The following is a 20,857-nucleotide window of genomic DNA, read 5'->3' as shown; positions in this document are numbered from 1 at the left end:
TCAGTTGCCCTGGGCAGCCTTGACCTGCACGGTCGGCAGGCCGTTGGCGACCCAGGCCTCGATGCCGCCACGGTACCAGTAGGCCGGCCAACCCAGCGTCCCGGCGCGCAGCGCGGCGTTATAGGACGAGCGGTCGTTCATGCTGGCGCCGATGAAGACCAGGGGCACGTTGTGCTCTTGCTCGGTGCCGGTCTTTTTGTGCAGCCAGCCGTCGAACGCGTTCTGCATCTGGTCCGCGACGCTGCCATCCTGGCCCGCATCGATCAGCGGATACGCATCCGGCACGGTTTCACGCAGGCCGCTGGTATCGATCATCAAGAGGTTTTTCTCGTTCTTGAGCAGATAGACCAGGTCCTTGGTGGTGATCACCTTGGCGCGAGGGTGGCTGATGGGCGTCGGACCTTTGTACGGCGCCGAGAACAGCAGGTTCGTCGGCGGCACGCCCATGTCCTTCAGCTCATCGAAGCCACCTGACGGCGCGCGCTGGGGCTGGCCGCCAGCGGGTTGCTGCTGGGGCTGCTGCTGCGGCTGCTGTTGCGGTTGCCGGGGCTGCTGCCCAGGTGCGCCACCTTGCTTGATCTCGCCGCCGACCGTGCCCATTTCGATGTCGGAAATCATCACCGCGATGTTCTCGATCAGCTCATAGCACATCGTGATGGTGCCTTCACGCGGGCTGTACCAGGCGTTGAGCTTGCCGCAATCCTTGAAGGTCACGTTCACCGGCCGCGGCAGCACGTAGGTCTTGCCCAGCAGCTTGATGTTGTCGCCAATGGCTTGCGACAGGTTGTTGGCGAACAGGTTGCCGATGCGGCGCGAAGACGGCTCGAAGGTCACGTTGACCGGCGCGCCGGGCGCGTTGGCCGGCTGCTGGCCGTCCGGCGTCCAGGCGCCGACACGGGTGTACGGGGCCAGGATCCGGCGCCAGGCACGGTTCTGCTTGGTGAACTCGTCGCCGCAGCGGGCCTTGGTGCGGTCTTCGAAGCCGACCTGCTCGACCAGCGATTCGAACACGCCCGGGTTACCGCCGTACATGATGCACAGCATGTTGCGAAAGCGCTTGAGGTCGCCCGTGTGCTCATCCTGCCAGGGCGAGTTGCCCGCGCCCTTGGCTTCGGCCAGCTTGCCGCTGTAGTACCACTGCAGCGCCGCGTACTTGGCCGCGCCCTGCACCATGGTGTTGGTGTCCTTGTCGTCGGACGGGTACATGGTCGGTTCGACGATGTGCAGCGCCGAATAGATGTCGACCGCGTCTTCCTCGGCGCCCGTCGACGGCAGTTCGAGTTCGCCGATCAGCGCGTGGCCGAACTCATGCAGGAAAATGCTGCGCATGATGCCGACGTAGACCGCCACGATACGGGTGGAGTCGCCGCCGAAACGGGGATAGGGGCCCGAGCCCGGCAAGCCGCTGTTGTTGCCCGAGGCCGGGGCCTGCTGGGGCGCGGTCTGCTGGGGCGCGCCCTGCTGCCCGCCGCCGCCGCTGCGTGCCGGCAAGCCGCCGGTCTGGGCGTTGCCGCCGCCGGACTTGGCGGGCGCCAGGTTGGAATTGACCGTGAAGTCGGCGATGCCGAACGTGCCGACGTCGTACGCCATGATGCCGACCTCGGAACCCAGCGCGGCGGCGTCCTCGACGTCGCCGACCTTCTGGCCGTTCACGATGAAGCGCGCGGCGCCCGGAACTTCCACCACTTTGATGCGGTCGGAACCATCGAGCTTGACCAGGTTGGGCACCGATGCGATGTCACGGCGGTTCTGCCCGTCCAGGCAGAACAGCTGCGTGTTCTTGTCAGCGGTGATTTCGATCAGGCACAGGCCCTTGCGTGCGCGGTTGGTCAGCGCGACGCCGATGGAGGCCTTGGGCTTCTGCGAATTCAGGACGACGTTGACGTCGATGATGCGGCCCGTTTCCGGCGCCGGGCCGAGATTCAGGTACAGCGTCTGTTCGCTGCCGCTGGTCTCTTTGTTGCGAAGGGTGAACCAGCCATCCTGGACCCCTGCGGTCCAGCCTTGCAGCATTTGCTGCCGTACCGCGCCGGCCAGCGGGCCGAGTTGCTGCTCGAATTCAGCATGTGCTGGCGAACCAAATGCGACGAGGGCCAAAAACAGGGCAACGCCACGTACATGCATCCTAGTGTCCCTAATATTCAGGCGAGAATAGCGGAGAATATTCCAGTTCAAACCGGGTCGCAAGACGAAAACAGGCCGTGATTTCGGCCGTCAGGCCCAAACAGCGCGGCATCTGGGCCAAGCCGCAATAAGGACGCCACTCGCGCCCATATTTTCCGTTTGTTAATTAGTTATATACATGTATCTGCGTATATAAAAAAACAACGGTCAGGCGCGGGCGAGCAGCGCCACCACGGTGGCCGAGATGCCTTCCTTGCGGCCCAGATACCCCAGCCCTTCGTTGGTCTTGGCCTTGATGTTGACCTCGGTTTCGGACAGGCCGGTATCCGCGGCGATGTGCTTGACCATGGCGGGTGCGTGGGGGCCGATCTTGGGCGCCTGCGCATGCACGGTGGCGTCGATGTTGACGGGCACCCAGCCGGCGGCGCGCACGCGTGCCATGGCCTCGCGCAGCAGCACCCGGCTGTCCGCGCCCTTGAAGGCGGGATCGGTGTCCGGGAAGTGGCGGCCGATGTCGCCCAGGCCGGCCGCGCCCAGCAGGGCATCCGTGATGGCGTGCAGCAGCACATCCGCATCGGAATGGCCCAACAGGCCGTGCGTGTGGGGGATGGTCACGCCGCCGATGATCAGCGGGCGGCCCTCGACCAGCGCGTGTACGTCAAAACCTTGTCCGACGCGGAAGGGAATACTCATAGCCATTTTTCCATCAGTTCGAAATCGTCCGGCCAGGTCACTTTGAAATTGCGCATCGCGCCCGGCACCAGCAGGGGCGCATAGCCCGCGGCCTCCAGGGCCGAGGCCTCGTCGGTGACCGCCACGCCGTTCACGGCGGCGGCCGTCAGGGCGTCGCGCAGCGCGCCGGCCCGGAACATCTGCGGGGTCTGTGCCAGCCACAGGCCGTTGCGGTCCAGCGTGCGCTCGACCCGCTCGTGGCCGCCCTTGACCGTGTCGGCCACCGGCAGCGCCAGCAGGCCGCCCACGGGGTCTTGCAGGCAGGCGTCGATCAGGCGGGCCAGCGCGGCGGCGGGCAACCCGGGACGGGCGGCATCGTGCACCAGCACCCAGGTATCGTCTGGTACGCCGCTATCGGCCAAGGCCCCGGCCACGGTATCGGCGCGGGTCGCGCCGCCGCAAGCCCGCCACACGGTGCGCGGCAAGCCGGCCAAGGCCTGGTCGACCCAGCCGTCGCCAGGCGTCACGGCCACCCGCACCTGCGACACGCGGTCGTCGGCCAGCAACGCCAGGACCGCGTGGCGCAGCATGGGCTGTCCAGCCAGCGGACGATACTGTTTGGGCACGGCCTCGGCGCCGGGCCGGCTGGCGCGGGCGCCGACGCCGGCGGCAGGAACGATCGCAATGATTGAGTCAGACATGGTTCGGTGATTTTATAATCTTCCGCTTGATGCCTGCTCCCAGCCTGATGCCCGCCCCCTCCTCCTCCGCCACGGCAGCGCCGCCCGTCCCCGCGACCGCCCCCACTCTTGCCTCGCTGAAAGCCGGCGCGCGCTACGCCCAGCCTCGTCCGCCGGGGTCCGGCGACGCCTGGCTGCTGGCCGATCTGGCCCGGCAGGCGGCCGCGCCGCTGGTGATCCTGACCGCCGAGCCGCTTGAAGCGCAGCGCCTGGCCGAGGAAATCGCTCTGTTCGCCCCCGGGTTGCGGGTGCGCCAGCTGCCCGACTGGGAAACGCTGCCCTACGATGCCTTTTCCCCGCACCAGGACCTGATCTCCGAGCGCCTGCACACCCTGCATTCGCTGATGACGAAGTCGGTGGACGTGCTGACGGTGCCGGTGACCACGGCGCTGTACCGGCTAGCGCCGCCCTCGTTCCTGGCGGCCTACACGTTCTCCTTCAAGCAGAAGGACAAGCTGAATGAAGCCGCATTGCGGGCGCAACTGACGCTGGCCAACTACAACCACGTCACTCAGGTCACCGCGCCCGGCGAATTCTGCCTGCGCGGCGGGCTGATCGACCTGTTCCCGATGGGCTCGGCGCTGCCCTACCGGCTGGACCTGTTCGACGACGAAATCGAGACCATCCGCAGCTTCGACGTGGACACCCAGCGCAGCCTGTACCCCGTGCGCGAGGTGCAATTGCTGCCCGGGCGCGAATTCCCCATGGACGAGGATTCGCGCAACCGCTTTCGCGCGCGTTTCCGCGAGGTCTTCGAAGGCGACCCGTCGCGCGCCCTGCCCTACAAGGACATCGGCAACGGCATCCCGTTCGCCGGGGTCGAGTACTACCTGCCGCTGTTCTTCGAAGAAACCGCCACGCTGTTCGACTACCTGACCGAGGGCACCATCACCATCACCGTCGGCGATATCGACGACGCGATGATGCGCTTCAGCCAGGACACCGGCAGCCGCTACACCTTCCTCAAGAGCGACCGCGAACGCCCGGTGCTGCCGCCATCGTCCCTGTTCCTGGACGAACAGGCGCTGTACGCCCATCTGAAGGCCTTCCGCCGCCTGTCGCTGGCCGCCGGCCAGCCGCACCCCGATTTCCGCCCCGCGCCCGACGTCAGCGTGGCGCGCCGCTCCGACGATCCGATCGCCAAGCTGCGCACCCTGGTCGGCAAGCACCAGGGCCGCGTGCTGCTGTGCGCCGATTCGGCCGGCCGGCGCGAGACGCTGGTGCAGATGCTGAACGAGTTCGGCGTCACGCCGGATGCCCAGCCGGACACGGTCGAGGCCTTCCTGGCGTCCGACGCGCACTTCGGCATCGTCGCCGCGCCGCTGGCCACCGGCTTCGAGCTGCCGCAGGCCAACCTGGCCTTCCTGACCGAGAACGACCTGTATCCGGGGTTGGCCACTACCGGCCGGCGCGGCAAGCGCGACCAGGAACGCGCCAGCAACGTCGAAGCGATGGTGCGCGACCTGTCCGAGCTGCGCGCCGGCGACCCCGTGGTCCATGCGCAGCACGGCATCGGCCGCTACCACGGCCTGGTCAACATGGACATGGGCGAAGGCGAAATGGAATTCCTGCATCTCGAATACGCCAACGGCAGCACGCTGTACGTACCGGTGTCGCAGTTGCATGTGATTGCCCGCTACAGCGGCGCCGATCCCGAAGCCGCACCGCTGCACCAGTTGGGCTCGGGCCAGTGGGACAAGGCCCGCCGCAAGGCGGCCAAGCAGGTGCGCGACACCGCCGCCGAACTGCTGGCGCTGTATGCCCAGCGCGCCGCGCGCGAGGGCTTCGCCTTCAATCTGCCGCTGAACGATTACCAGGCCTTCGCCGAAGGCTTCGGCTTCGAGGAAACCGCCGACCAGGCCGCCGCCATCGAGGCCGTGCTGGCTGACATGACCTCGGGCCGGCCGATGGACCGCCTGGTCTGCGGCGACGTCGGCTTCGGCAAGACCGAAGTCGCGCTGCGTGCAGCGTTCCTGGCGGTGGCCAATGGCAAGCAGGTCGCCCTGCTCTGTCCCACCACCCTGCTGGCCGAACAGCACGCGCAGACTTTTTCCGACCGCTTCGCCGACTGGCCCGTGCGCGTGGTGGAACTGTCGCGCTTCCGGTCGCAGAAGGAAGTGGCGGCCGCCATCGAAGGCATCAACGACGGCCGGGTCGACATCGTCATCGGCACCCACAAGATCCTGTCCAAGGACGTGAAGTTCAAGCGCCTGGGCCTGGTCATCATCGACGAAGAGCACCGTTTCGGCGTGCGCCAGAAAGAAGCGCTGAAGGCGCTGCGCGCCGAGGTCGACGTGCTGACCCTGACCGCCACGCCGATTCCGCGCACGCTGGGCATGTCGCTGGAAGGCATACGCGACTTCTCGGTCATCGCCACCGCGCCGCAAAAGCGCCTGGCCATCAAGACCTTCGTGCGCCGCGAAGACGGCAGCACGCTGCGCGAAGCCCTGCTGCGCGAACTCAAGCGCGGCGGCCAGTGCTACTTCCTGCACAACGAAGTCGAAACCATCCATAACCGCCGCGCCCGCCTGGAAGAGCTGGTGCCCGAGGCCCGCATCGCGGTGGCCCATGGTCAGATGCCCGAGCGCGAACTGGAACAGGTGATGAAGGGCTTCTACCAGCAGCGCTACAACGTGCTGCTGTGCACCACCATCATCGAAACCGGCATCGACGTGCCCAGCGCCAACACCATCGTGATCCACCGCGCCGACCGCTTCGGCCTGGCGCAGCTGCATCAGTTGCGCGGACGCGTCGGCCGTTCGCATCACCAGGCCTACGCCTACCTGCTGACCCCGGGCGAAGACGCCATCACCAGCAATGCCAAGAAGCGGCTGGAAGCCATCCAGGCGATGGAAGAACTGGGCTCGGGTTTCTACCTGGCCATGCACGACCTGGAGATCCGCGGCACCGGTGAAGTACTGGGCGACTCGCAGTCCGGCAACATTCAGGAAGTGGGTTTCTCGATGTACAACGAGATGCTCAACGAGGCCGTGCGCGCCCTGCGGGCCGGCGAAGAGCCCGATCTGGATGCGCCCTTCAACCTGGCTTGCGAGGTCAACCTGCATGCGCCCGCGCTGCTGCCGTCCGACTATTGCGCCGATGTGCATGCGCGCCTGGGCGTCTACAAGCGCCTGGCCCATGCCGCCGACGAAGACGACCTGATCCACATCCAGGAAGAGCTGATCGACCGCTTCGGCAAACTGCCCGAAGCCGCCCAGACGCTCCTCACCACGCACCGCCTGCGCCTGGCCGCACAACCGCTGGGCATCGTCAAGATCGATGCCAGCGAAACCCAGGCGCTGCTGCAGTTCGGCCCCAAGACGAGCGTCGATCCCGCCAAAATCATCGAACTGGTGCAGCGCCAACGCCACATCAAACTCGCCGGACAGGATAAATTGCGGGTTGAGATCAAGGCTGCGCAAATCCCCGCCCGCGCCGACGCGGTGCGCGCCGTGCTGCGCGCCTTGAAGTAACCCGCCCCGACATTCGCATCTTTATGACTATCCACCACCTTGTCGTTCAATCTCCTGGCCTGACGGTCGAACACGCCGAGCAGATCGCCGCGCTGGCCCAGGCCCAGGGCGTGGCGCGCATCAGCGCCACGGCCGCCCGGCTACTGGACGTGCAATACGACGACGCCACCCGTGCGGACGTCACCGGTTGGGCCGAACGCCACGGCATCGACATCGCCTTCCTGCCCGCGGGCCTGAAGCTGTCGCACTGCAAGGTGCTGGCGATGGACATGGATTCGACGCTGATCAACATCGAGTGCATCGACGAGATCGCGGGCGTGGCCGGCGTGAAGGACAAGGTGTCCGAGATCACCGAAGCCGCAATGCGTGGCGAAATCAAGGACTTCTCCGAAAGCCTGCGCCGCCGCGTCGCCCTGCTCAAGGACGTGCCGGCCGAGGCGCTGGAACAGGTCTACACCGAGAAGTTGCGCCTGAACCCCGGCGCCGAACGCCTGATCACCACGGCGCAGGCCGCGGGCATCAAGGTGCTGCTGGTGTCGGGCGGCTTCACCTTCTTCACCGATCGTCTGCGCGAACGCCTGAAACTGGACAGCGCGCATGCCAACACGCTGGAAATCGACAACGGCGTACTGACCGGCCGCGTGCTGGGCGACATCCTGGACGCCGACGCCAAGGCCGTCTACCTGCGCGAATTCGCCCGCACCCATGGCGCCACCAAAGAGCAGATCATCGCCATGGGCGACGGCGCCAACGACCTGAAGATGCTGGGCGCGGCCGGCTTTCCGGTGGCCTATCACGCCAAGCCGCTGGTGCGCCAGCAGACGCGCTACGCGCTGAACGTGTCGGGCCTGGATGGCGTGCTGAACTGGTTCGAAAGCTGATTCCCGCCCGCCGCCAGGCATGAAAAAAAGCCACCTTTCCAGGTGGCTTTCTTTCATGTCTTGCGGCATGCGGATCAGTAGCGCATGTTCACGCTCAGGATGGCCGAGCGTCCCGGTGCGATGTTGGCGTAGTGGGCCGGATAGGCCTTGTCGTAGTACGTCTTGTCGAACAGGTTGAAGACGTTCAGCTGCACGTTCCAGTTCTTGTTGAAACGGTAGCCGGCCATGGCATCGAAGCGCCAGTACGACGGAATGTACGTGGTGTTGGTCGTGTTGCCGTACTGCTTGCCCACGTAGTACGCGCCGCCGCCCACCGTGAAGTCCTGCGTCACGGCGTAGGTCGACCACAGGCTGAAGCTGTTCTCCGGCGTGTTGGGGAAGTCGTTGCCTTCGTCCGCACCCGCACCGTCCTTCAGCTTGCTCTTCATGAAGGTGTAGCCGCCGAAGACCTGCCAGGCCGGCGTGATGGCGCCCGAGAAGCCCAGTTCCAGGCCGTTCACTTCCTTCTTGCCGGCCATGGCGTAGTCGCCCGTCGGCAGCGTGACGCGTGCATTGGTGGTTTCGGTACGGAACAAGGCGGCCGTCAGGGTCATGCGGCGGTCCAGCACGTCCCACTTGGTGCCGACTTCATAGGTCTTGTTCTTTTCCGGCGCCAGGTCGGCGGCGTTCAGCCCCACGCCGCCACGGCCCGGCGTCAATGCCAGGCTTTCGCTGCCTTCGCCCAGCGTGGCGTTGGACGGCGTGGACGACGTGGCGTAGGACACGTAGATGCTGCCATTGTCCGTAGGCTTGAACACCAGGCCCAATTGGTAGTTCAGCAGCGTGTCGTCACGCTTGATGACCTGGAAGTTGTTGGCAGGCGTATTGGTGAACTTGGTTTCGTAGCGATCCAGACGCAGGCCGCCGTTGATCAGCCACTGGGGCGTCAGCTCGACGGTGTCGAAGGCGTAGATCGACTTGGTGATCGTGCGCGACTTGGTCGGCTGGCCGACACGGTCGCCGTCCAGCGTATTGACCCAGGGGTCGTGCGGGTTCGGGTCGTACAGGCTGGTGCAGTTGTAGCCCGAGGCCGCGCCCAGGAAGTTGCACGCGTTGGTCTTGCCGGCCGTGCCTGAACCGCGGTTGACCGCCAGCGAGTCCTTCTTGCCTTCTTCCTTGGACAGTTCGATGCCCACGTTGAAGCTGTGCTTGAGCGAGCCGGTGTCGAACTTGCCCACCAGCTCGGTCTGGTTGGCCAGGCTGTCGACACTGCTGCTGCGGGTGTTGGCACGGCGCCAGACGCGGCCATTGAGCACGTTGCCCTGGCTGTCGTCGGGCTGGGTCCAGACGTAGTCCTGGGTGGAATAGGTGTAGCGCGTCATGTTGCGCAGCGTCAGGCGATCGGAGAAGTCATGCTCGATGCCGATCGTGCCCATGTCGGACGTGGTCTTGCGGTAGTCGCTGGCCAGGCCGTAGAAATTGTTGCGGTTGACGTTGGCGGGACCGGTTTCGGTAACGCCCATGTAGCTGCCGTTGCGCTGCACCTTGGTGCTCGGGTAGGCGTACGGAATGCCGCTGTCCGGCAGGTCATCCGTCTGCATGTGGTAGTAGCTCAGCGTCACGCGGGTCGGCGAATTGACGCCGAAGGTGATGGTGGGCGCCACGCCCCAGCGGCTGTTGTTGACCATGTCGCGGCCGGCCACGTCGGCGTCGTGATACATGGCGTTCAGGCGGAAGGCCGTCTTTTCGCCCAGCAGCCAGTTGCTGTCGATCGTGCCGCGGTAGTAGTTGTCGGTGCCGATGCCCAGGCTGGCCGCGGTGAAGTTCTCGGCCTTGGCCGTCTTGCTGATCAGGTTGATGCTGCCGCCCGCGCCGCCGCGGCCGCCATAGGCGCCATCGGAACCCTTGATGACTTCGATCTGTTCCAGGTTGAAGACTTCACGCGAGGTCGCGCCGATGTCGCGCATGCCGTCGACGTAGGTGCTGGCCTGGGCGTCGTAGCCGCGGATGATCGGGCGGTCGCCCAGCGGGTTGCCGCCTTCACCGGCGCCGAACGTAATGCCCGGCGAATTGCGCAGCGCCTCGGTCAGCGTGGACGCGGCCTGGTTCTGCATCACTTCCTGGGGAATCACCTGCACCGACTTGGGCGTATCCAGCAACGGGGCGGTGAACTTCTTGGAAGCGGAATCCTTGACGTCGTACGGCGTGTACGAATCGCCCTGCACTTGCACGGGCGACAACTGCGTTACGCCCTGGCCGCTCGACTGCGCGTGCGCGGTCGGGGCCAGGAACAGCGCCGGGGTAGCCAGCACCGCGGCCAGCGATCCGCTGAGCGAGGTGACGGCAAAGGAGTCTTCGGATTTCAATGCTTTCTCCAGAATATGAATGACAACGATTCTTGTTTTTTGACAGGTTGCGATTCTGGACCGTGAAGCTGAAAGATTCCTGAAAGACGAATGAAATCAGGCTAAAAGATGAAAAAACAACACGCGTTAAGGAAATTTCCTCAATAAAGTCGAGTTAATAACGCGGGTTTATACCAATTCTTCGTGGGTCATTCGCGCACCGGCTCGCGGGGCATCACCGGGCTCACGCAGCGACCGCCGACCGGCCCCCCTCCCACACCCTGGCACCCCAATGAAAAACGCCCCTGACGGGGCGTTTGGTGCTTCCTGGGCCGATCGAAGACCGGAAGGTCAGGTACGCAGGCGCGGATGGCGCTTGAACAAGTAGCGATACACGAACCCCGGATAAGCCAGCACCAGGTACAGGCTCAGGGTGATGGCGTAGAACTCCCAGGTCTGGGCGAAACGATTGCCCAGCACGGATTCGAAGGTGAAGCCCAACGCGCCCACGATCAGGTAGAACACCAGCACTTCGACCAGGCGCATCCAGAACGGCTTGACGGCTTCGGCGCCGCCCTGCTTCCAGGGCAGCACGGCGAAGACGCGCTCGGTCAGGAAAGGCAGGTTCGCGCTGACGAGCGCCAGCGCGATCAGGAGCCATACCGCCAAAGTCTGGTTCATGGCTCCGTCCGCTTACAGGCTGAGCGAGCTGCGGATGGCCTGCACGCACAGGGCCATCAGGCCGCCGGGCAACAGGCCCAGCACCAGGATCAGCAGGCCGTTGACCGACAGCACGCCGCGCTGGCCGCAGGTGGCCGCCATCGGGGCGGCATCGGCCGCGGGTTCGTCGAAGTACACGACCTTGACCACGCGCAGGTAGTAGAACGCACCGATCAGCGAGAACATAACCGCGATCACGGCCAGCGTGACGTGGCCGGCGCTGATCAGCGCTTGCAGCACGGCCAGCTTGGCGTAGAAGCCCACCAGCGGCGGAATGCCGGCCAGCGAGAACATCAGCAGCAGCACGATGGCGGCATGCCACGGGCTGCGGCGGTTCAGGCCCTTCAGGTCGTCGATGTGCTCGCACTCGAAACCCTGGCGCGACAGCAGCAGCACGATGCCGAAGCTGGCCAGCGTGGTCAGCACGTAGGTCAGCATGTAGAACAGCGACGCGCCGTAGGCGGACGAAGCCAGTTCCGGCTTGCCCACCACCGAGCCCGACATCAGGCCCAGCAGCACGAAGCCCATGTGCGAGATGGTCGAGTAGGCCAGCATGCGCTTGAAGTTGGTCTGCGCGATGGCGGTCAGGTTGCCGATGGCCAGCGACAGCACCGCCAGGATCATCAGCATCGGCTGCCAGTCGGCGGCCAGGCCATGCAGGCCGTCCACGAGCAGGCGCAGCGTGATGGCGAAGGCCGCCAGTTTGGGCGCGCCGCCCAGGATCAGGGTGACCGCGGTGGGCGAACCCTGGTAGACGTCCGGCACCCACATGTGGAACGGCACGGCGCCCAGCTTGAACGCCAGGCCCGACACCAGGAACACGATGCCGAACACCAGGGCCAGCTTCTCGGCCTTGCCGGCGGCGATGACCTTGGAAACTTCAGCCAGGTCCAGGTGACCGGTGGCGCCGTAGACCATCGACATGCCGTACAGCAGGAAGCCCGAGGCCAGCGCGCCCAGCACGAAGTACTTCATGGCGGCTTCGGTGGCCACGACGTTGTCGCGGCGCAGGGCGATCAGCGCGTACAGCGCCAGGGACATCAGTTCCAGGCCCAGGTAGATCGAGATCAGGTTCCCGGAGGAGATCATGACCATCTGTCCCAACAGGGCAAACAGCGTCAGGACGTAGAGTTCACCGCCCTTGAGCATGTCGCGCAACTGGGCATAGACCCGGCCGTAGACCAGCGTGACGGCCACGGCGATGTACGAGGCGATCTTCAGCAGATGCGACAGTTCGTCGGTGACATACAGGCCATTGAAGGTCGAACCGGCAACGCCGTTCTTCCATTGGACGACCGACACGACGGTCAGCACGCCCAAGGCGAGCATGGTCAGCAGGAACGTCGGCTTGCGCTCGGGGTGATTGCTGACCGCGTCGACGAGCAGGATAGCCAGGCCGAAAATCAGCAGAAGGATTTCCGGCGTCGCCAGGGCGAAATCGATTTGGGATTGCATCATTGTCTTGTCTTACAGTTTCGAGACGGCAACGTGTTGCAGCAGGGCCTCGACCGACACGTGCATGACGTCGGTGAAGGGCTTGGGATAGATCCCCATGTACAGCACGGCGATCGCCATCACGCCAAGAATCACGAATTCGCGGCGGTTGATATCGGTCAGCTCACGCACGTGGTCATTGGCGATGTCGCCCAGCACCACGCGCTTGACCATCCACAGCGAATACGAAGCGCCCAGGATCAGCGCGGTGGCCGCCAGGAGGCCGATCCAGAAGTTGTGCTCGACCGCGCCCATGATCACCATGAACTCGCCGACGAAACCGCTGGTGGCCGGCAGGCCGCTGTTGGCCATCGAGAACAGGATGAAGAACGTGGCGAAACGCGGCATCACGTTGACCACGCCGCCGTAGTCGGCGATGCGGCGCGAGTGCATGCGGTCGTAGAGCACGCCGATACACATGAACATGGCGCCCGACACGAAACCGTGCGAGATCATCTGCACGATGGCGCCTTCGACGCCGGCCGTGTTGAAGATGAAGAAGCCGAGCGTCACGAAGCCCATGTGGGCAACGGACGAATAGGCCACCAGTTTCTTCATGTCGTCCTGGACGATCGCGACCAGGCCGATGTAGATGACGGCGATCAGCGACAGCGTGATCATCATGCCGGCCAGGCTGTGCGAAGCGTCAGGAGCGATCGGCAGCGAGAAGCGCAGGAAACCGTAGGCGCCCAGCTTCAGCATGATCGCGGCCAGCACGATGGAGCCGCCCGTGGGGGCCTCGACGTGGGCGTCAGGCAACCACGTGTGCACCGGCCACATCGGCACCTTGACCGCAAAGGCCGCCAGCAGCGCCACGAAGATCAGGATCTGCGGGGTGTAGCCCAGCTTGGTCTGCTGCCAGGTCAGGATGTCGAACGAACCGCCCGAGGCGTGCCACAGGTAGACGAACGCAACCAGGGTCAGCAGCGAGCCCATCAGGGTGTACAGGAAGAACTTGAATGCCGCGTACACACGGTTCGGTCCGCCCCAGACGCCGATGATGATGTACATCGGGATCAGCGTGGCTTCGAAGAACACGTAGAACAGCATGCCGTCCAGCGCGGCAAACACGCCCACCATCAGACCCGACAGGATCAGGAAGGCGGCCATGTATTGCGCCACGCGGCTGGTGATGACTTCCCAGCCGGCCAGCACCACGATGATGGTGATGAAGGCGGTCAGGAGCACGAACCACAGCGAAATGCCGTCGATGCCCAGGTGGTAATTGACGTTGAAGGCTTCGATCCAGGAGGTCTTTTCGACGAACTGCATGGCAGCCGTCTTGGAGTCGAACCCGGTGTACAGCGGAATCGTGACGAGGAAGCCGGCGATCGAGCCGACCAGCGACAGGCCGCGCGTCAGACCGGGACGGTCGTCTCGGCCCACCGCCAGCACCAGCAGGCCGAATACGATCGGGACAAAGATCGCAAGCGTGAGCCAGGGGAAAGTGTTGGATGCCATCTCGCTTGCCATCATTGGGGAATCAGCACAAAGAAAGTCACCAGCGCCATGATGCCGATGATCATTGCGAACGCGTAGTGATAGATGAAGCCGGACTGCAGGTGACGGCTGATCGCAGCCACCCAGCCCACCACGCGGGCGCTACCGTTGATCAGGAAGCCATCGATGATGCCGCGGTCGCCGGTCTGCCACAGGCCACGGCCCAGGCAGCGCAGGCCGCGCGCGATGATCTGCTCGTTGACCCAGTCGACGTAGTACTTGTTTTCAAGCACCTTGTTCACGCCCGACAGGCTCGACTTGATCGCGGCCGGAACCTTCGGGTTGATCAGGTAGCAGTACCAGGCGATGACCGCGCCGGCCACGACCAGCCAGAACGGCAGGGTCTGGAAGGCGTGCAGGCCGAAGGCCACCCAGCCGTGCCATTCTTCGTGCAGCTCGTGCATGGCCGGATGCTGCGGCAGCACCGTGATCACGCCGTTGAAGAACTTGCCGAACAGCATGGGATCGACCGCCCAGGCGCCCACCAGCACCGACGGGATCGCCAGCAGGATGAGCGGCAGGGTCACGACCCAGGGCGACTCATGCGGCTTGCCGCCGTGGTGGCCGTGGTCGTCATGACCGTGGTCGTCGTGGCCGTGGGCATCATGACCGTGGCCATGGCCGTGGTCGCTGGTGTCGAAGCGTTCCTTGCCGTGGAAGACCAGGAAGTACACGCGGAACGAGTACAGCGAGGTCACGAACACGCCGATCAGCGTGGCGTAGTAGGCAAAGCTTGCACCCCACACATGGGCGGCGCCGGCGGCCTCGATGATGTGTTCCTTCGAGTAGAAACCCGAGAAGAACGGCGTGCCGACCAGGGCCAGCGTGCCCAGGAGGAACGTGATCCAGGTGATGGGCATGTACTTGCGCAGGCCGCCCATGTTGCGGATGTCCTGGTCGTGGTGCATGCCGATGATGACCGAACCGGCGCCCAGGAACAGCAGCGCCTTGAAGAACGCGTGCGTCATCAGGTGGAAGATCGCCACCGAGTAGGCCGAAGCGCCCAGCGCGACGGTCATGTAGCCCAGCTGCGACAGCGTGGAATACGCGACCACGCGCTTGATGTCGGTCTGGATGATGCCCAGGATGCCCAGGAACAGCGCGCCGATGGCGCCGATCACGATGATGAACGACAGCGCCACGTCCGACAGTTCGAACAGCGGCGAGAAACGCGCGACCATGAAGATGCCGGCCGTCACCATGGTGGCGGCGTGGATCAGTGCGGAGATCGGGGTCGGGCCTTCCATCGAGTCAGGCAGCCAGGCATGCAGGGGCACCTGCGCCGACTTGCCCATGGCGCCGATGAAGAGGCAAATACACGCCACGGTCAGCAGCATCCAGTCCGAGCCGGGCAGCGTCAGCGTGGCCAGCTTGTCGGCCTGGGCGAAGACTTCGCCGTAGTGCATGGTGCCGGCATAGGCGAACAACAGGCCGATGCCCAGCACGAAGCCGAAGTCGCCGACGCGGTTGATCAGGAATGCCTTCATGTTGGCGAAGATTGCCGTGGGGCGGGTGTACCAGAAGCCGATCAGCAGGTACGAGACCAGGCCCACCGCTTCCCAGCCGAAGAACAGCTGCACCATGTTGTTCGACATCACCAGCATCAGCATGGAGAACGTGAACAGCGAGATGTACGAAAAGAAGCGCTGGTAGCCGGGATCGTCGGCCATGTAGCCGATGGTGTAGATGTGCACCATCAGCGACACCGAGGTCACCACGACCATCATCATGGCCGACAGCGGATCGATCAGGAAGCCGATTTCCAGCTTGGTCTGGCCGATCAGGCTCCAGGTGTAGACCGCGCCGTCAAAGCGCAGGCCGTTGAGCACGTCGCCCAGCACCACCACCGAACCGATGGCGGAGATGAGCACGCCCAGGATGGTGATGACGTGCGAGGCGCGCCGACCGATGGGACGGCCCAGGAAGCCGGTGCCGAAAAGGCCCGCGAGAATTGCTCCGGCCAGCGGCGCCAGCGCGATGAGCAGGTAGAGATTGGGTGAGCTAGACATTTTCTTCCAATACCCCGTCAGCCCTTCAGGCGATCGAGATCGTCAACGTTGATCGTGTTCAGGTTGCGGAATAGCAGCACCAGGATGGCCAGGCCGATCGCCGCTTCAGCGGCGGCCACGGTCAGGATGAAGAACACGAACACCTGGCCGGCGGTGTCGCCGAACCAGCTGGAGAACGCCACGAAGTTCATGTTGACGGCCAGGAGCACCAGCTCGATGGACATCAAGAGAATGATCAGGTTGCGGCGGTTCAGGAAGATACCGAAGATCCCGATGGCGAACAGGATCGCCCCCAGGATCAGATAGTGGGCCAGCGTCAGCGTCATTGTTTTTCTCCTTGGGGCGCGGCGGCGGCAGGCGCCGAGGCGCCATTCTTGGCCTGAGCGCGCTCGCTCTGGGCGGGCATGCTCACCATGCGGAAGCGATCCTTCGAGCGCACGCGGACGGCGGCAACCGGGTCGTTGTACTTGACGTCGCGGCGGCGGCGCAGGGTCAGGGCAATGGCGGCGACCATGCCGACCAGCAGCAGCGCGGCGCCGACTTCGATGGCGTAGATGTACTGCGTGTACATCACTTCACCGAGGGCACGGGCGTTGTTGTAGTCGCCGGCAACCGGGGCTTGCGGGCCCGAGCCGTACCAGGTCGACCCCAGCACGAAGGCCATTTCCACCACCATGACCAGGCCGATGATCAGGCCCAGCGGCAGGTAGGTCTTCATGCCTTGGCGCAGGGCATCCATGCGGATGTCCAGCATCATGACGACGAACAGGAAGAGCACCATCACGGCGCCCACGTACACCAGCACCAGCAGCAGCGCGAGGAACTCGGCGCCCAGCAGCATCCAGAGCATGGCCGCGTTGGTGAAGGCCAGGATCAGGTGCAGGACGGCGGTGACCGGGCTGCGCGCGGTGATCACGCGGAACGCCGCGATCACCAGCACGGCGGCCAGTATGTAAAACAGGACAGTGGTAAAAGTCATGGATCAGGACCCTGGGCTCAACGGTAGGGAGCGTCTTCGGCCCGGCGGCGGGCGATGTCGGCTTCGTAGCGGTCGCCCACGGCGAGCAGCATGTCTTTGGTGAAATACAGGTCGCCGCGCTTTTCACCGTGGTATTCGTGGATATGGGTTTCCACGATCGAGTCCACGGGGCAGCTTTCCTCACAGAAGCCGCAGAAAATGCACTTGGTCAGGTCGATGTCGTAACGCGTGGTGCGGCGGGTGCCGTCATCGCGCTGGTCCGATTCGATGGTGATGGCCAGTGCGGGGCACACGGCTTCACACAGTTTGCACGCGATGCAGCGCTCTTCCCCGTTGGGGTAGCGGCGCAATGCGTGCAGCCCGCGGAAACGCGCCGACGTCGGCGTCTTTTCCTGCGGGTAGCGCAAGGTGACCTTGCGCTTGAAGAAATACTTGCCCGTCAGGCGCATGCCCTTGAGCAGTTCGGCCAGCATCAAGCTGCCGAAGAAATCTTTGATCGCTTCCATATCCTGCCTCTGCCTGGCGGCTTAGCGCCAAATGTTCCAGGGCGTCTGCATCCAGATCGCCACCACGACCAGCCAAACGCCGGTCAGCGGGATGAAGATTTTCCAACCCAAACGCATGATCTGGTCGTAGCGATAGCGCGGGAAAGAAGCGCGGAACCACACGAACAACGAGACCACGAAGAACGTCTTGAGACCCAGCCAGATCCAACCCGGAATCCAGGTCAGCGGCACGATATCGATCGGGGAAGCCCAGCCGCCCAGGAACATGATCGATGCCATGCACGACAGCAGGATCATGTTGGCGTATTCACCCAGGAAGAACAGGGCGAAGGCCATACCCGAGTACTCGACCATGTGACCGGCCACGATTTCGGATTCGCCTTCCACCACGTCGAACGGGTGGCGGTTGGTTTCGGCCACGGCCGAGATCACGTAGATCACGAACAGCGGCAACAGCGGCAGCCAGTTCCAGGACAGGAACGTCAGGCCCTTGTCGGCGAACCAGCCGCGGTTCTGCACATGCACGATTTCCGACATGTTCAGGCTGCCGGACACCAGCAGCACCGTCACCAGCACGAAGCCGATGGCCAGTTCATAGGACAGCATCTGGGCCGAGGCGCGCAGCGCGCCCAGGAACGCGTACTTGGAGTTCGAGGCCCAGCCGGCGACGATCACGCCGTACACGCCGATGGACGTGATGGCCATGATGTACAGCAGGCCGGCGTTGACGTTGGCCAGCACGACGTCGGGGCCGAAAGGCACCACGGCCCAGGCCGCCAGCGCCGGCATCAGCGTGACCACGGGGGCCACGATGAACAGGACCTTGTTGGCCTGGCTGGGGACCACGACTTCCTTGGTCAGCAGCTTGAAGACGTCGGCGAAAGGCTGCAGCAGCCCCTTGAAACCGACGCGGTTCGGACCCATGCGCACGTGCATGGCGCCGATCATCTTGCGTTCCCAGTACGTCAGGTAGGCGACGCACAGGATGATCGGCACGGCGATGATGACAATCTTGATGAGGGTCCAGAGCACCATCCAGACCGTCGGGCCCAGCAGTGCCGTACCCTGGCTTTCAAGAACATTGAGCCATTCCATCAGGCACGCTCCACGCTGAGTTGACCAAATGCGCCACCCAGGGCTGCGGTATTTTCAAAGGCTGCGGAAATGCGCACGGCGCGATCGGCCACGGCATCGTCCTGCACGGTTTCGAGCTCGACAGCGCCCTGCCCGTCCGTCACGCGCACCTTGACGCCGGCGGTCAGGCCGAGGCTGGTGAGCGTGCGGCCGTTCATGCGCGCGGCGGGCTTCTTCGAAGCCGGCGCGGCCTGCAGCGGTTCCGAGCGGCGCACCATGGCGTCGCTGCGGTAGATCGGCACGTCGGCCACGCGTTCCAGGCCGGCCACGGCCTGGCCCAGGCCCAGCGGCGCCTTGATGTCGTTGGACAGGCGGCCTTCGATGCCACCGGCCAACGCGGCGTCGCGAACCGATTCGGAGGTTTCGTCGTCGAAGCCGGCCAGGTGCAGGACGTTGCCCAGCACGCGCAGGACCTTCCAGGCCGGACGGGTCTGGCCGAACGGCGCGACCGTGCCCTTGAAGCTCTGGGCCAGGCCCTGGGCGTTGACGAACGTACCCGAGGTTTCGGTGAACGGCGCCACCGGCAGCATGACGTCAGCCCACTCGGCGGCGGCCGAACGGTAAGGCGTCAGGGCCACGGCGAACTGCGCACCGCGCAGCGCGGCGATTGCCTGCTGGCCGTTATCGGCATCCAGCAGCGGCTCGGCGTGCAGCACGACGTAGGCCTTGAGCGGCTCGGCCAGCATGGCGGCGGCGTTCTTGCCGCCCTTGCCCGGCACGGCACCGGCCAGGTAACCGCCGACGGTGTTGCCGCCGGAGGTCAGGAAGCCGAACTTGCCGCCGGCCAGGTCAGCCACGGCGCGGCCGTTGGCGGCCAGGGTCGAGGCCTGGGCGCTGGCCACGGCCAGGTTGCCCAGCAGCACGGCGGTGTTGGCGCCGGAAGCCAGGCTGGCGGCGATGATCTTGGCGTTTTCGCCCGGCGTGACCGAGGCGAATTCGGCCGGCACCGCGGCGTCCTTGGCTTGGGCCAGGGCGACGGCGACTTCGGCCAGCGCGCGCGGCAGCTCGGACGGGGCCACGGTGAGGCGGCCGGCGACGGGCATCAAGGGATCGTCGGCAGCGCTGTCGACCATCAGGATCTGCGTGCCGCGCTTGGCGGCCTGGCGCAGGCGCTGGGCCATCAGCGGGTGATCCTTGCGCAGGAACGAGCCGACCACCAGGACGCGGTCCAGGTTGTCGAGTTCGGCGATGGGCATGCCCAGCCACGGCGCGCCGGTCAGGGCAGCGTCGAAGGCGGCGTCGGTCTGGCGCAGGCGGAAGTCGATGTTTTCCGAACCCAGCGCGCGCACCAGGCGGCCCAGCAGTGCGTATTCTTCAGTGGTGGCGTATTCGGACGCCAGCGCGCCGATCTGGCCGGCGCCGAAGCTGTCGCGAACCCGCGACAGGCCTTGGGCCACGGCAGCCAGGGCGTCGGCCCACGAGGCTTCCTGCCACTTGCCGTCGGTGCCCTTGATCATCGGAGCGGACAGGCGGTCTTCGCTGTTCAGGCCTTCGTACGAGAAACGGTCGCGGTCGCTGATCCAGCATTCGTTGACGGCGTCGTCTTCGAACGGAACCACGCGCATCACGCGGTCGCCCTTGACCTGGACGACCAGGTTGGCGCCCAGGCTGTCGTGCGGGCTGACCGAACGGCGGCGTGCCAGTTCCCAGGTACGGGCGCTGTAGCGGAAGGGCTTGGAGGTCAGCGCGCCCACCGGACAGATGTCGATCATGTTGCCCGAGAGCTCGGACTCGATCGAGCGGCCCACGAACGACGTGATTTCGGAGTGTTCACCACGGCCCAGCATGCCCAGTTCCATGACGCCGGCGATTTCCTGGCCGAAGCGCACGCAGCGGGTGCAGTGGATGCAGCGGCTCATTTCCTCGGCGGAAACCAGCGGACCGAGGTCCTTGTGGAACACCACGCGCTTTTCTTCCTGGTAGCGCGAGGCGGAGCCGCCATAACCCACGGCCAGATCCTGCAACTGGCATTCGCCGCCCTGATCGCAGATCGGGCAGTCGAGCGGGTGATTGATGAGCAAGAATTCCATCACCGACTTCTGAGCGGCGCGAGCCTTCTCGGAGCAGGTGTGCACGACCATGCCGTTCGTCACGGGGGTGGCGCAGGCGGGCAGCGCCTTGGGCGCTTTTTCCACTTCGACCAGGCACATGCGGCAGTTCGCCGCGATGGACAGTTTCTTGTGGTAGCAGAAATGCGGCACGTAAAGCCCGACTTTCTGGGCCGCATGCATCACCATGCTGCCCTCGGGCACTTCTACCGTATTGCCGTCGACGGTTAGTTCAACCATTGCTGTTCCTGAG

General features: G+C 64.9%; 15 protein-coding genes. 2 read left to right on the top strand and 13 right to left on the bottom strand.

The window, feature by feature from the left end; genetic code table 11:
* The 3 genes from U858_RS0110290 to ispD all read right to left on the bottom strand — a co-directional run bounded on the left by U858_RS0110290 (position 1) and on the right by ispD (position 3,497).
* The gene (locus U858_RS0110290; protein ID WP_232786524.1) at positions 1 to 2,013 is read right to left on the bottom strand and encodes a DUF4344 domain-containing metallopeptidase; all 2,013 of its coding nucleotides are present in this window, start codon (positions 2,011 to 2,013) and stop codon (positions 1 to 3) included.
* A gap of 318 nt (positions 2,014 to 2,331) precedes the next feature.
* Entirely contained in the window at positions 2,332 to 2,817 is a 486-nt protein-coding gene (ispF, locus tag U858_RS0110285) for a 2-C-methyl-D-erythritol 2,4-cyclodiphosphate synthase (protein WP_025137073.1), read from the bottom strand.
* Positions 2,814 to 3,497: a 2-C-methyl-D-erythritol 4-phosphate cytidylyltransferase gene (gene ispD, locus U858_RS0110280; protein ID WP_025137072.1), complete on the bottom strand. Its 684-nt coding sequence runs from the start codon at positions 3,495 to 3,497 to the stop codon at positions 2,814 to 2,816. The genes ispF and ispD overlap by 4 nt, the downstream gene beginning before the upstream one ends.
* Positions 3,498 to 3,526: 29 nt before the next feature.
* On the opposite strand from ispD, the gene mfd reads away from it, so the two are divergent.
* Together mfd and serB are read left to right on the top strand one after the other, a co-directional pair.
* A complete protein-coding gene (gene mfd, locus U858_RS0110275; protein WP_042884746.1) occupies positions 3,527 to 7,009 on the top strand; it encodes a transcription-repair coupling factor in 3,483 nt (1,160 codons plus the stop codon).
* 23 nt (positions 7,010 to 7,032) lie between these two features.
* On the top strand, positions 7,033 to 7,890 hold the full coding sequence (gene serB, locus U858_RS0110270) for a phosphoserine phosphatase SerB (RefSeq protein ID WP_025137070.1): 858 nt from the start codon (positions 7,033 to 7,035) through the stop codon (positions 7,888 to 7,890).
* Positions 7,891 to 7,964: 74 nt separating this feature from the next.
* Here serB and U858_RS0110265 read toward each other — a convergent pair whose 3' ends face one another.
* From U858_RS0110265 to nuoG, 10 genes are all read right to left on the bottom strand, one after another.
* Complete coding sequence (locus tag U858_RS0110265) at positions 7,965 to 10,235, bottom strand: TonB-dependent siderophore receptor (protein WP_025137069.1); 2,271 nt, start codon at positions 10,233 to 10,235, stop codon at positions 7,965 to 7,967.
* A 330-nt stretch (positions 10,236 to 10,565) separates the two neighbouring features.
* Positions 10,566 to 10,895, bottom strand: a complete 330-nt coding sequence (locus tag U858_RS0110260) for a DUF2818 family protein (protein ID WP_024068076.1) — start codon at positions 10,893 to 10,895, stop codon at positions 10,566 to 10,568.
* A 12-nt stretch (positions 10,896 to 10,907) separates the two neighbouring features.
* A complete protein-coding gene (nuoN, locus tag U858_RS0110255) occupies positions 10,908 to 12,392 on the bottom strand; it encodes an NADH-quinone oxidoreductase subunit NuoN (protein WP_025137068.1) in 1,485 nt (494 codons plus the stop codon).
* 9 nt (positions 12,393 to 12,401) lie between these two features.
* Positions 12,402 to 13,904, bottom strand: a complete 1,503-nt coding sequence (locus U858_RS0110250) for an NADH-quinone oxidoreductase subunit M (RefSeq protein WP_025137067.1) — start codon at positions 13,902 to 13,904, stop codon at positions 12,402 to 12,404.
* Positions 13,901 to 15,937, bottom strand: coding sequence for an NADH-quinone oxidoreductase subunit L (gene nuoL / locus U858_RS0110245; protein WP_025137066.1), 2,037 nt, complete (start codon positions 15,935 to 15,937; stop codon positions 13,901 to 13,903). Before nuoL ends, U858_RS0110250 begins: the two co-directional genes overlap by 4 nt.
* A 17-nt stretch (positions 15,938 to 15,954) precedes the next feature.
* Positions 15,955 to 16,263, bottom strand: coding sequence for an NADH-quinone oxidoreductase subunit NuoK (gene nuoK / locus U858_RS0110240; protein ID WP_025137065.1), 309 nt, complete (start codon positions 16,261 to 16,263; stop codon positions 15,955 to 15,957).
* The gene (locus tag U858_RS0110235; protein WP_025137064.1) at positions 16,260 to 16,916 is read right to left on the bottom strand and encodes an NADH-quinone oxidoreductase subunit J; all 657 of its coding nucleotides are present in this window, start codon (positions 16,914 to 16,916) and stop codon (positions 16,260 to 16,262) included. Before U858_RS0110235 ends, nuoK begins: the two co-directional genes overlap by 4 nt.
* Positions 16,917 to 16,933: 17 nt before the next feature.
* The gene (gene nuoI, locus U858_RS0110230; RefSeq protein ID WP_025137063.1) at positions 16,934 to 17,422 is read right to left on the bottom strand and encodes an NADH-quinone oxidoreductase subunit NuoI; all 489 of its coding nucleotides are present in this window, start codon (positions 17,420 to 17,422) and stop codon (positions 16,934 to 16,936) included.
* 21 nt (positions 17,423 to 17,443) lie between these two features.
* Positions 17,444 to 18,517: an NADH-quinone oxidoreductase subunit NuoH gene (gene nuoH / locus U858_RS0110225; protein WP_025137062.1), complete on the bottom strand. Its 1,074-nt coding sequence runs from the start codon at positions 18,515 to 18,517 to the stop codon at positions 17,444 to 17,446.
* Positions 18,517 to 20,844, bottom strand: coding sequence for an NADH-quinone oxidoreductase subunit NuoG (gene nuoG / locus U858_RS0110220; protein ID WP_025137061.1), 2,328 nt, complete (start codon positions 20,842 to 20,844; stop codon positions 18,517 to 18,519). Before nuoG ends, nuoH begins: the two co-directional genes overlap by 1 nt.
* Positions 20,845 to 20,857: the final 13 nt, after the last annotated feature.

Origin of the sequence: Achromobacter sp. DH1f (genome assembly GCF_000633435.1) — a bacterium.
GTDB lineage: Bacteria > Pseudomonadota > Gammaproteobacteria > Burkholderiales > Burkholderiaceae_B > Achromobacter > Achromobacter deleyi.
Note: the sequence above shows the minus strand (reverse complement) of the source record. Positions and strands in the feature narration are given on the sequence as shown.

Coding starts and splice junctions, on each gene's coding strand:
- nuoI (WP_025137063.1), bottom strand. CDS start 17,422: ATGGAAGCGATCAAAGATTTCTTCGGCAGCTTGATGCTGGCCGAACTG.
- nuoN (WP_025137068.1), bottom strand. CDS start 12,392: ATGATGCAATCCCAAATCGATTTCGCCCTGGCGACGCCGGAAATCCTT.
- U858_RS0110290 (WP_232786524.1), bottom strand. CDS start 2,013: ATGCTGCAAGGCTGGACCGCAGGGGTCCAGGATGGCTGGTTCACCCTT.
- nuoL (WP_025137066.1), bottom strand. CDS start 15,937: ATGTCTAGCTCACCCAATCTCTACCTGCTCATCGCGCTGGCGCCGCTG.
- ispD (WP_025137072.1), bottom strand. CDS start 3,497: ATGTCTGACTCAATCATTGCGATCGTTCCTGCCGCCGGCGTCGGCGCC.
- ispF (WP_025137073.1), bottom strand. CDS start 2,817: ATGAGTATTCCCTTCCGCGTCGGACAAGGTTTTGACGTACACGCGCTG.
- nuoK (WP_025137065.1), bottom strand. CDS start 16,263: ATGACGCTGACGCTGGCCCACTATCTGATCCTGGGGGCGATCCTGTTC.
- nuoG (WP_025137061.1), bottom strand. CDS start 20,844: ATGGTTGAACTAACCGTCGACGGCAATACGGTAGAAGTGCCCGAGGGC.
- serB (WP_025137070.1), top strand. CDS start 7,033: ATGACTATCCACCACCTTGTCGTTCAATCTCCTGGCCTGACGGTCGAA.
- mfd (WP_042884746.1), top strand. CDS start 3,527: ATGCCTGCTCCCAGCCTGATGCCCGCCCCCTCCTCCTCCGCCACGGCA.
- U858_RS0110260 (WP_024068076.1), bottom strand. CDS start 10,895: ATGAACCAGACTTTGGCGGTATGGCTCCTGATCGCGCTGGCGCTCGTC.
- nuoH (WP_025137062.1), bottom strand. CDS start 18,517: ATGGAATGGCTCAATGTTCTTGAAAGCCAGGGTACGGCACTGCTGGGC.
- U858_RS0110250 (WP_025137067.1), bottom strand. CDS start 13,904: ATGATGGCAAGCGAGATGGCATCCAACACTTTCCCCTGGCTCACGCTT.
- U858_RS0110235 (WP_025137064.1), bottom strand. CDS start 16,916: ATGACTTTTACCACTGTCCTGTTTTACATACTGGCCGCCGTGCTGGTG.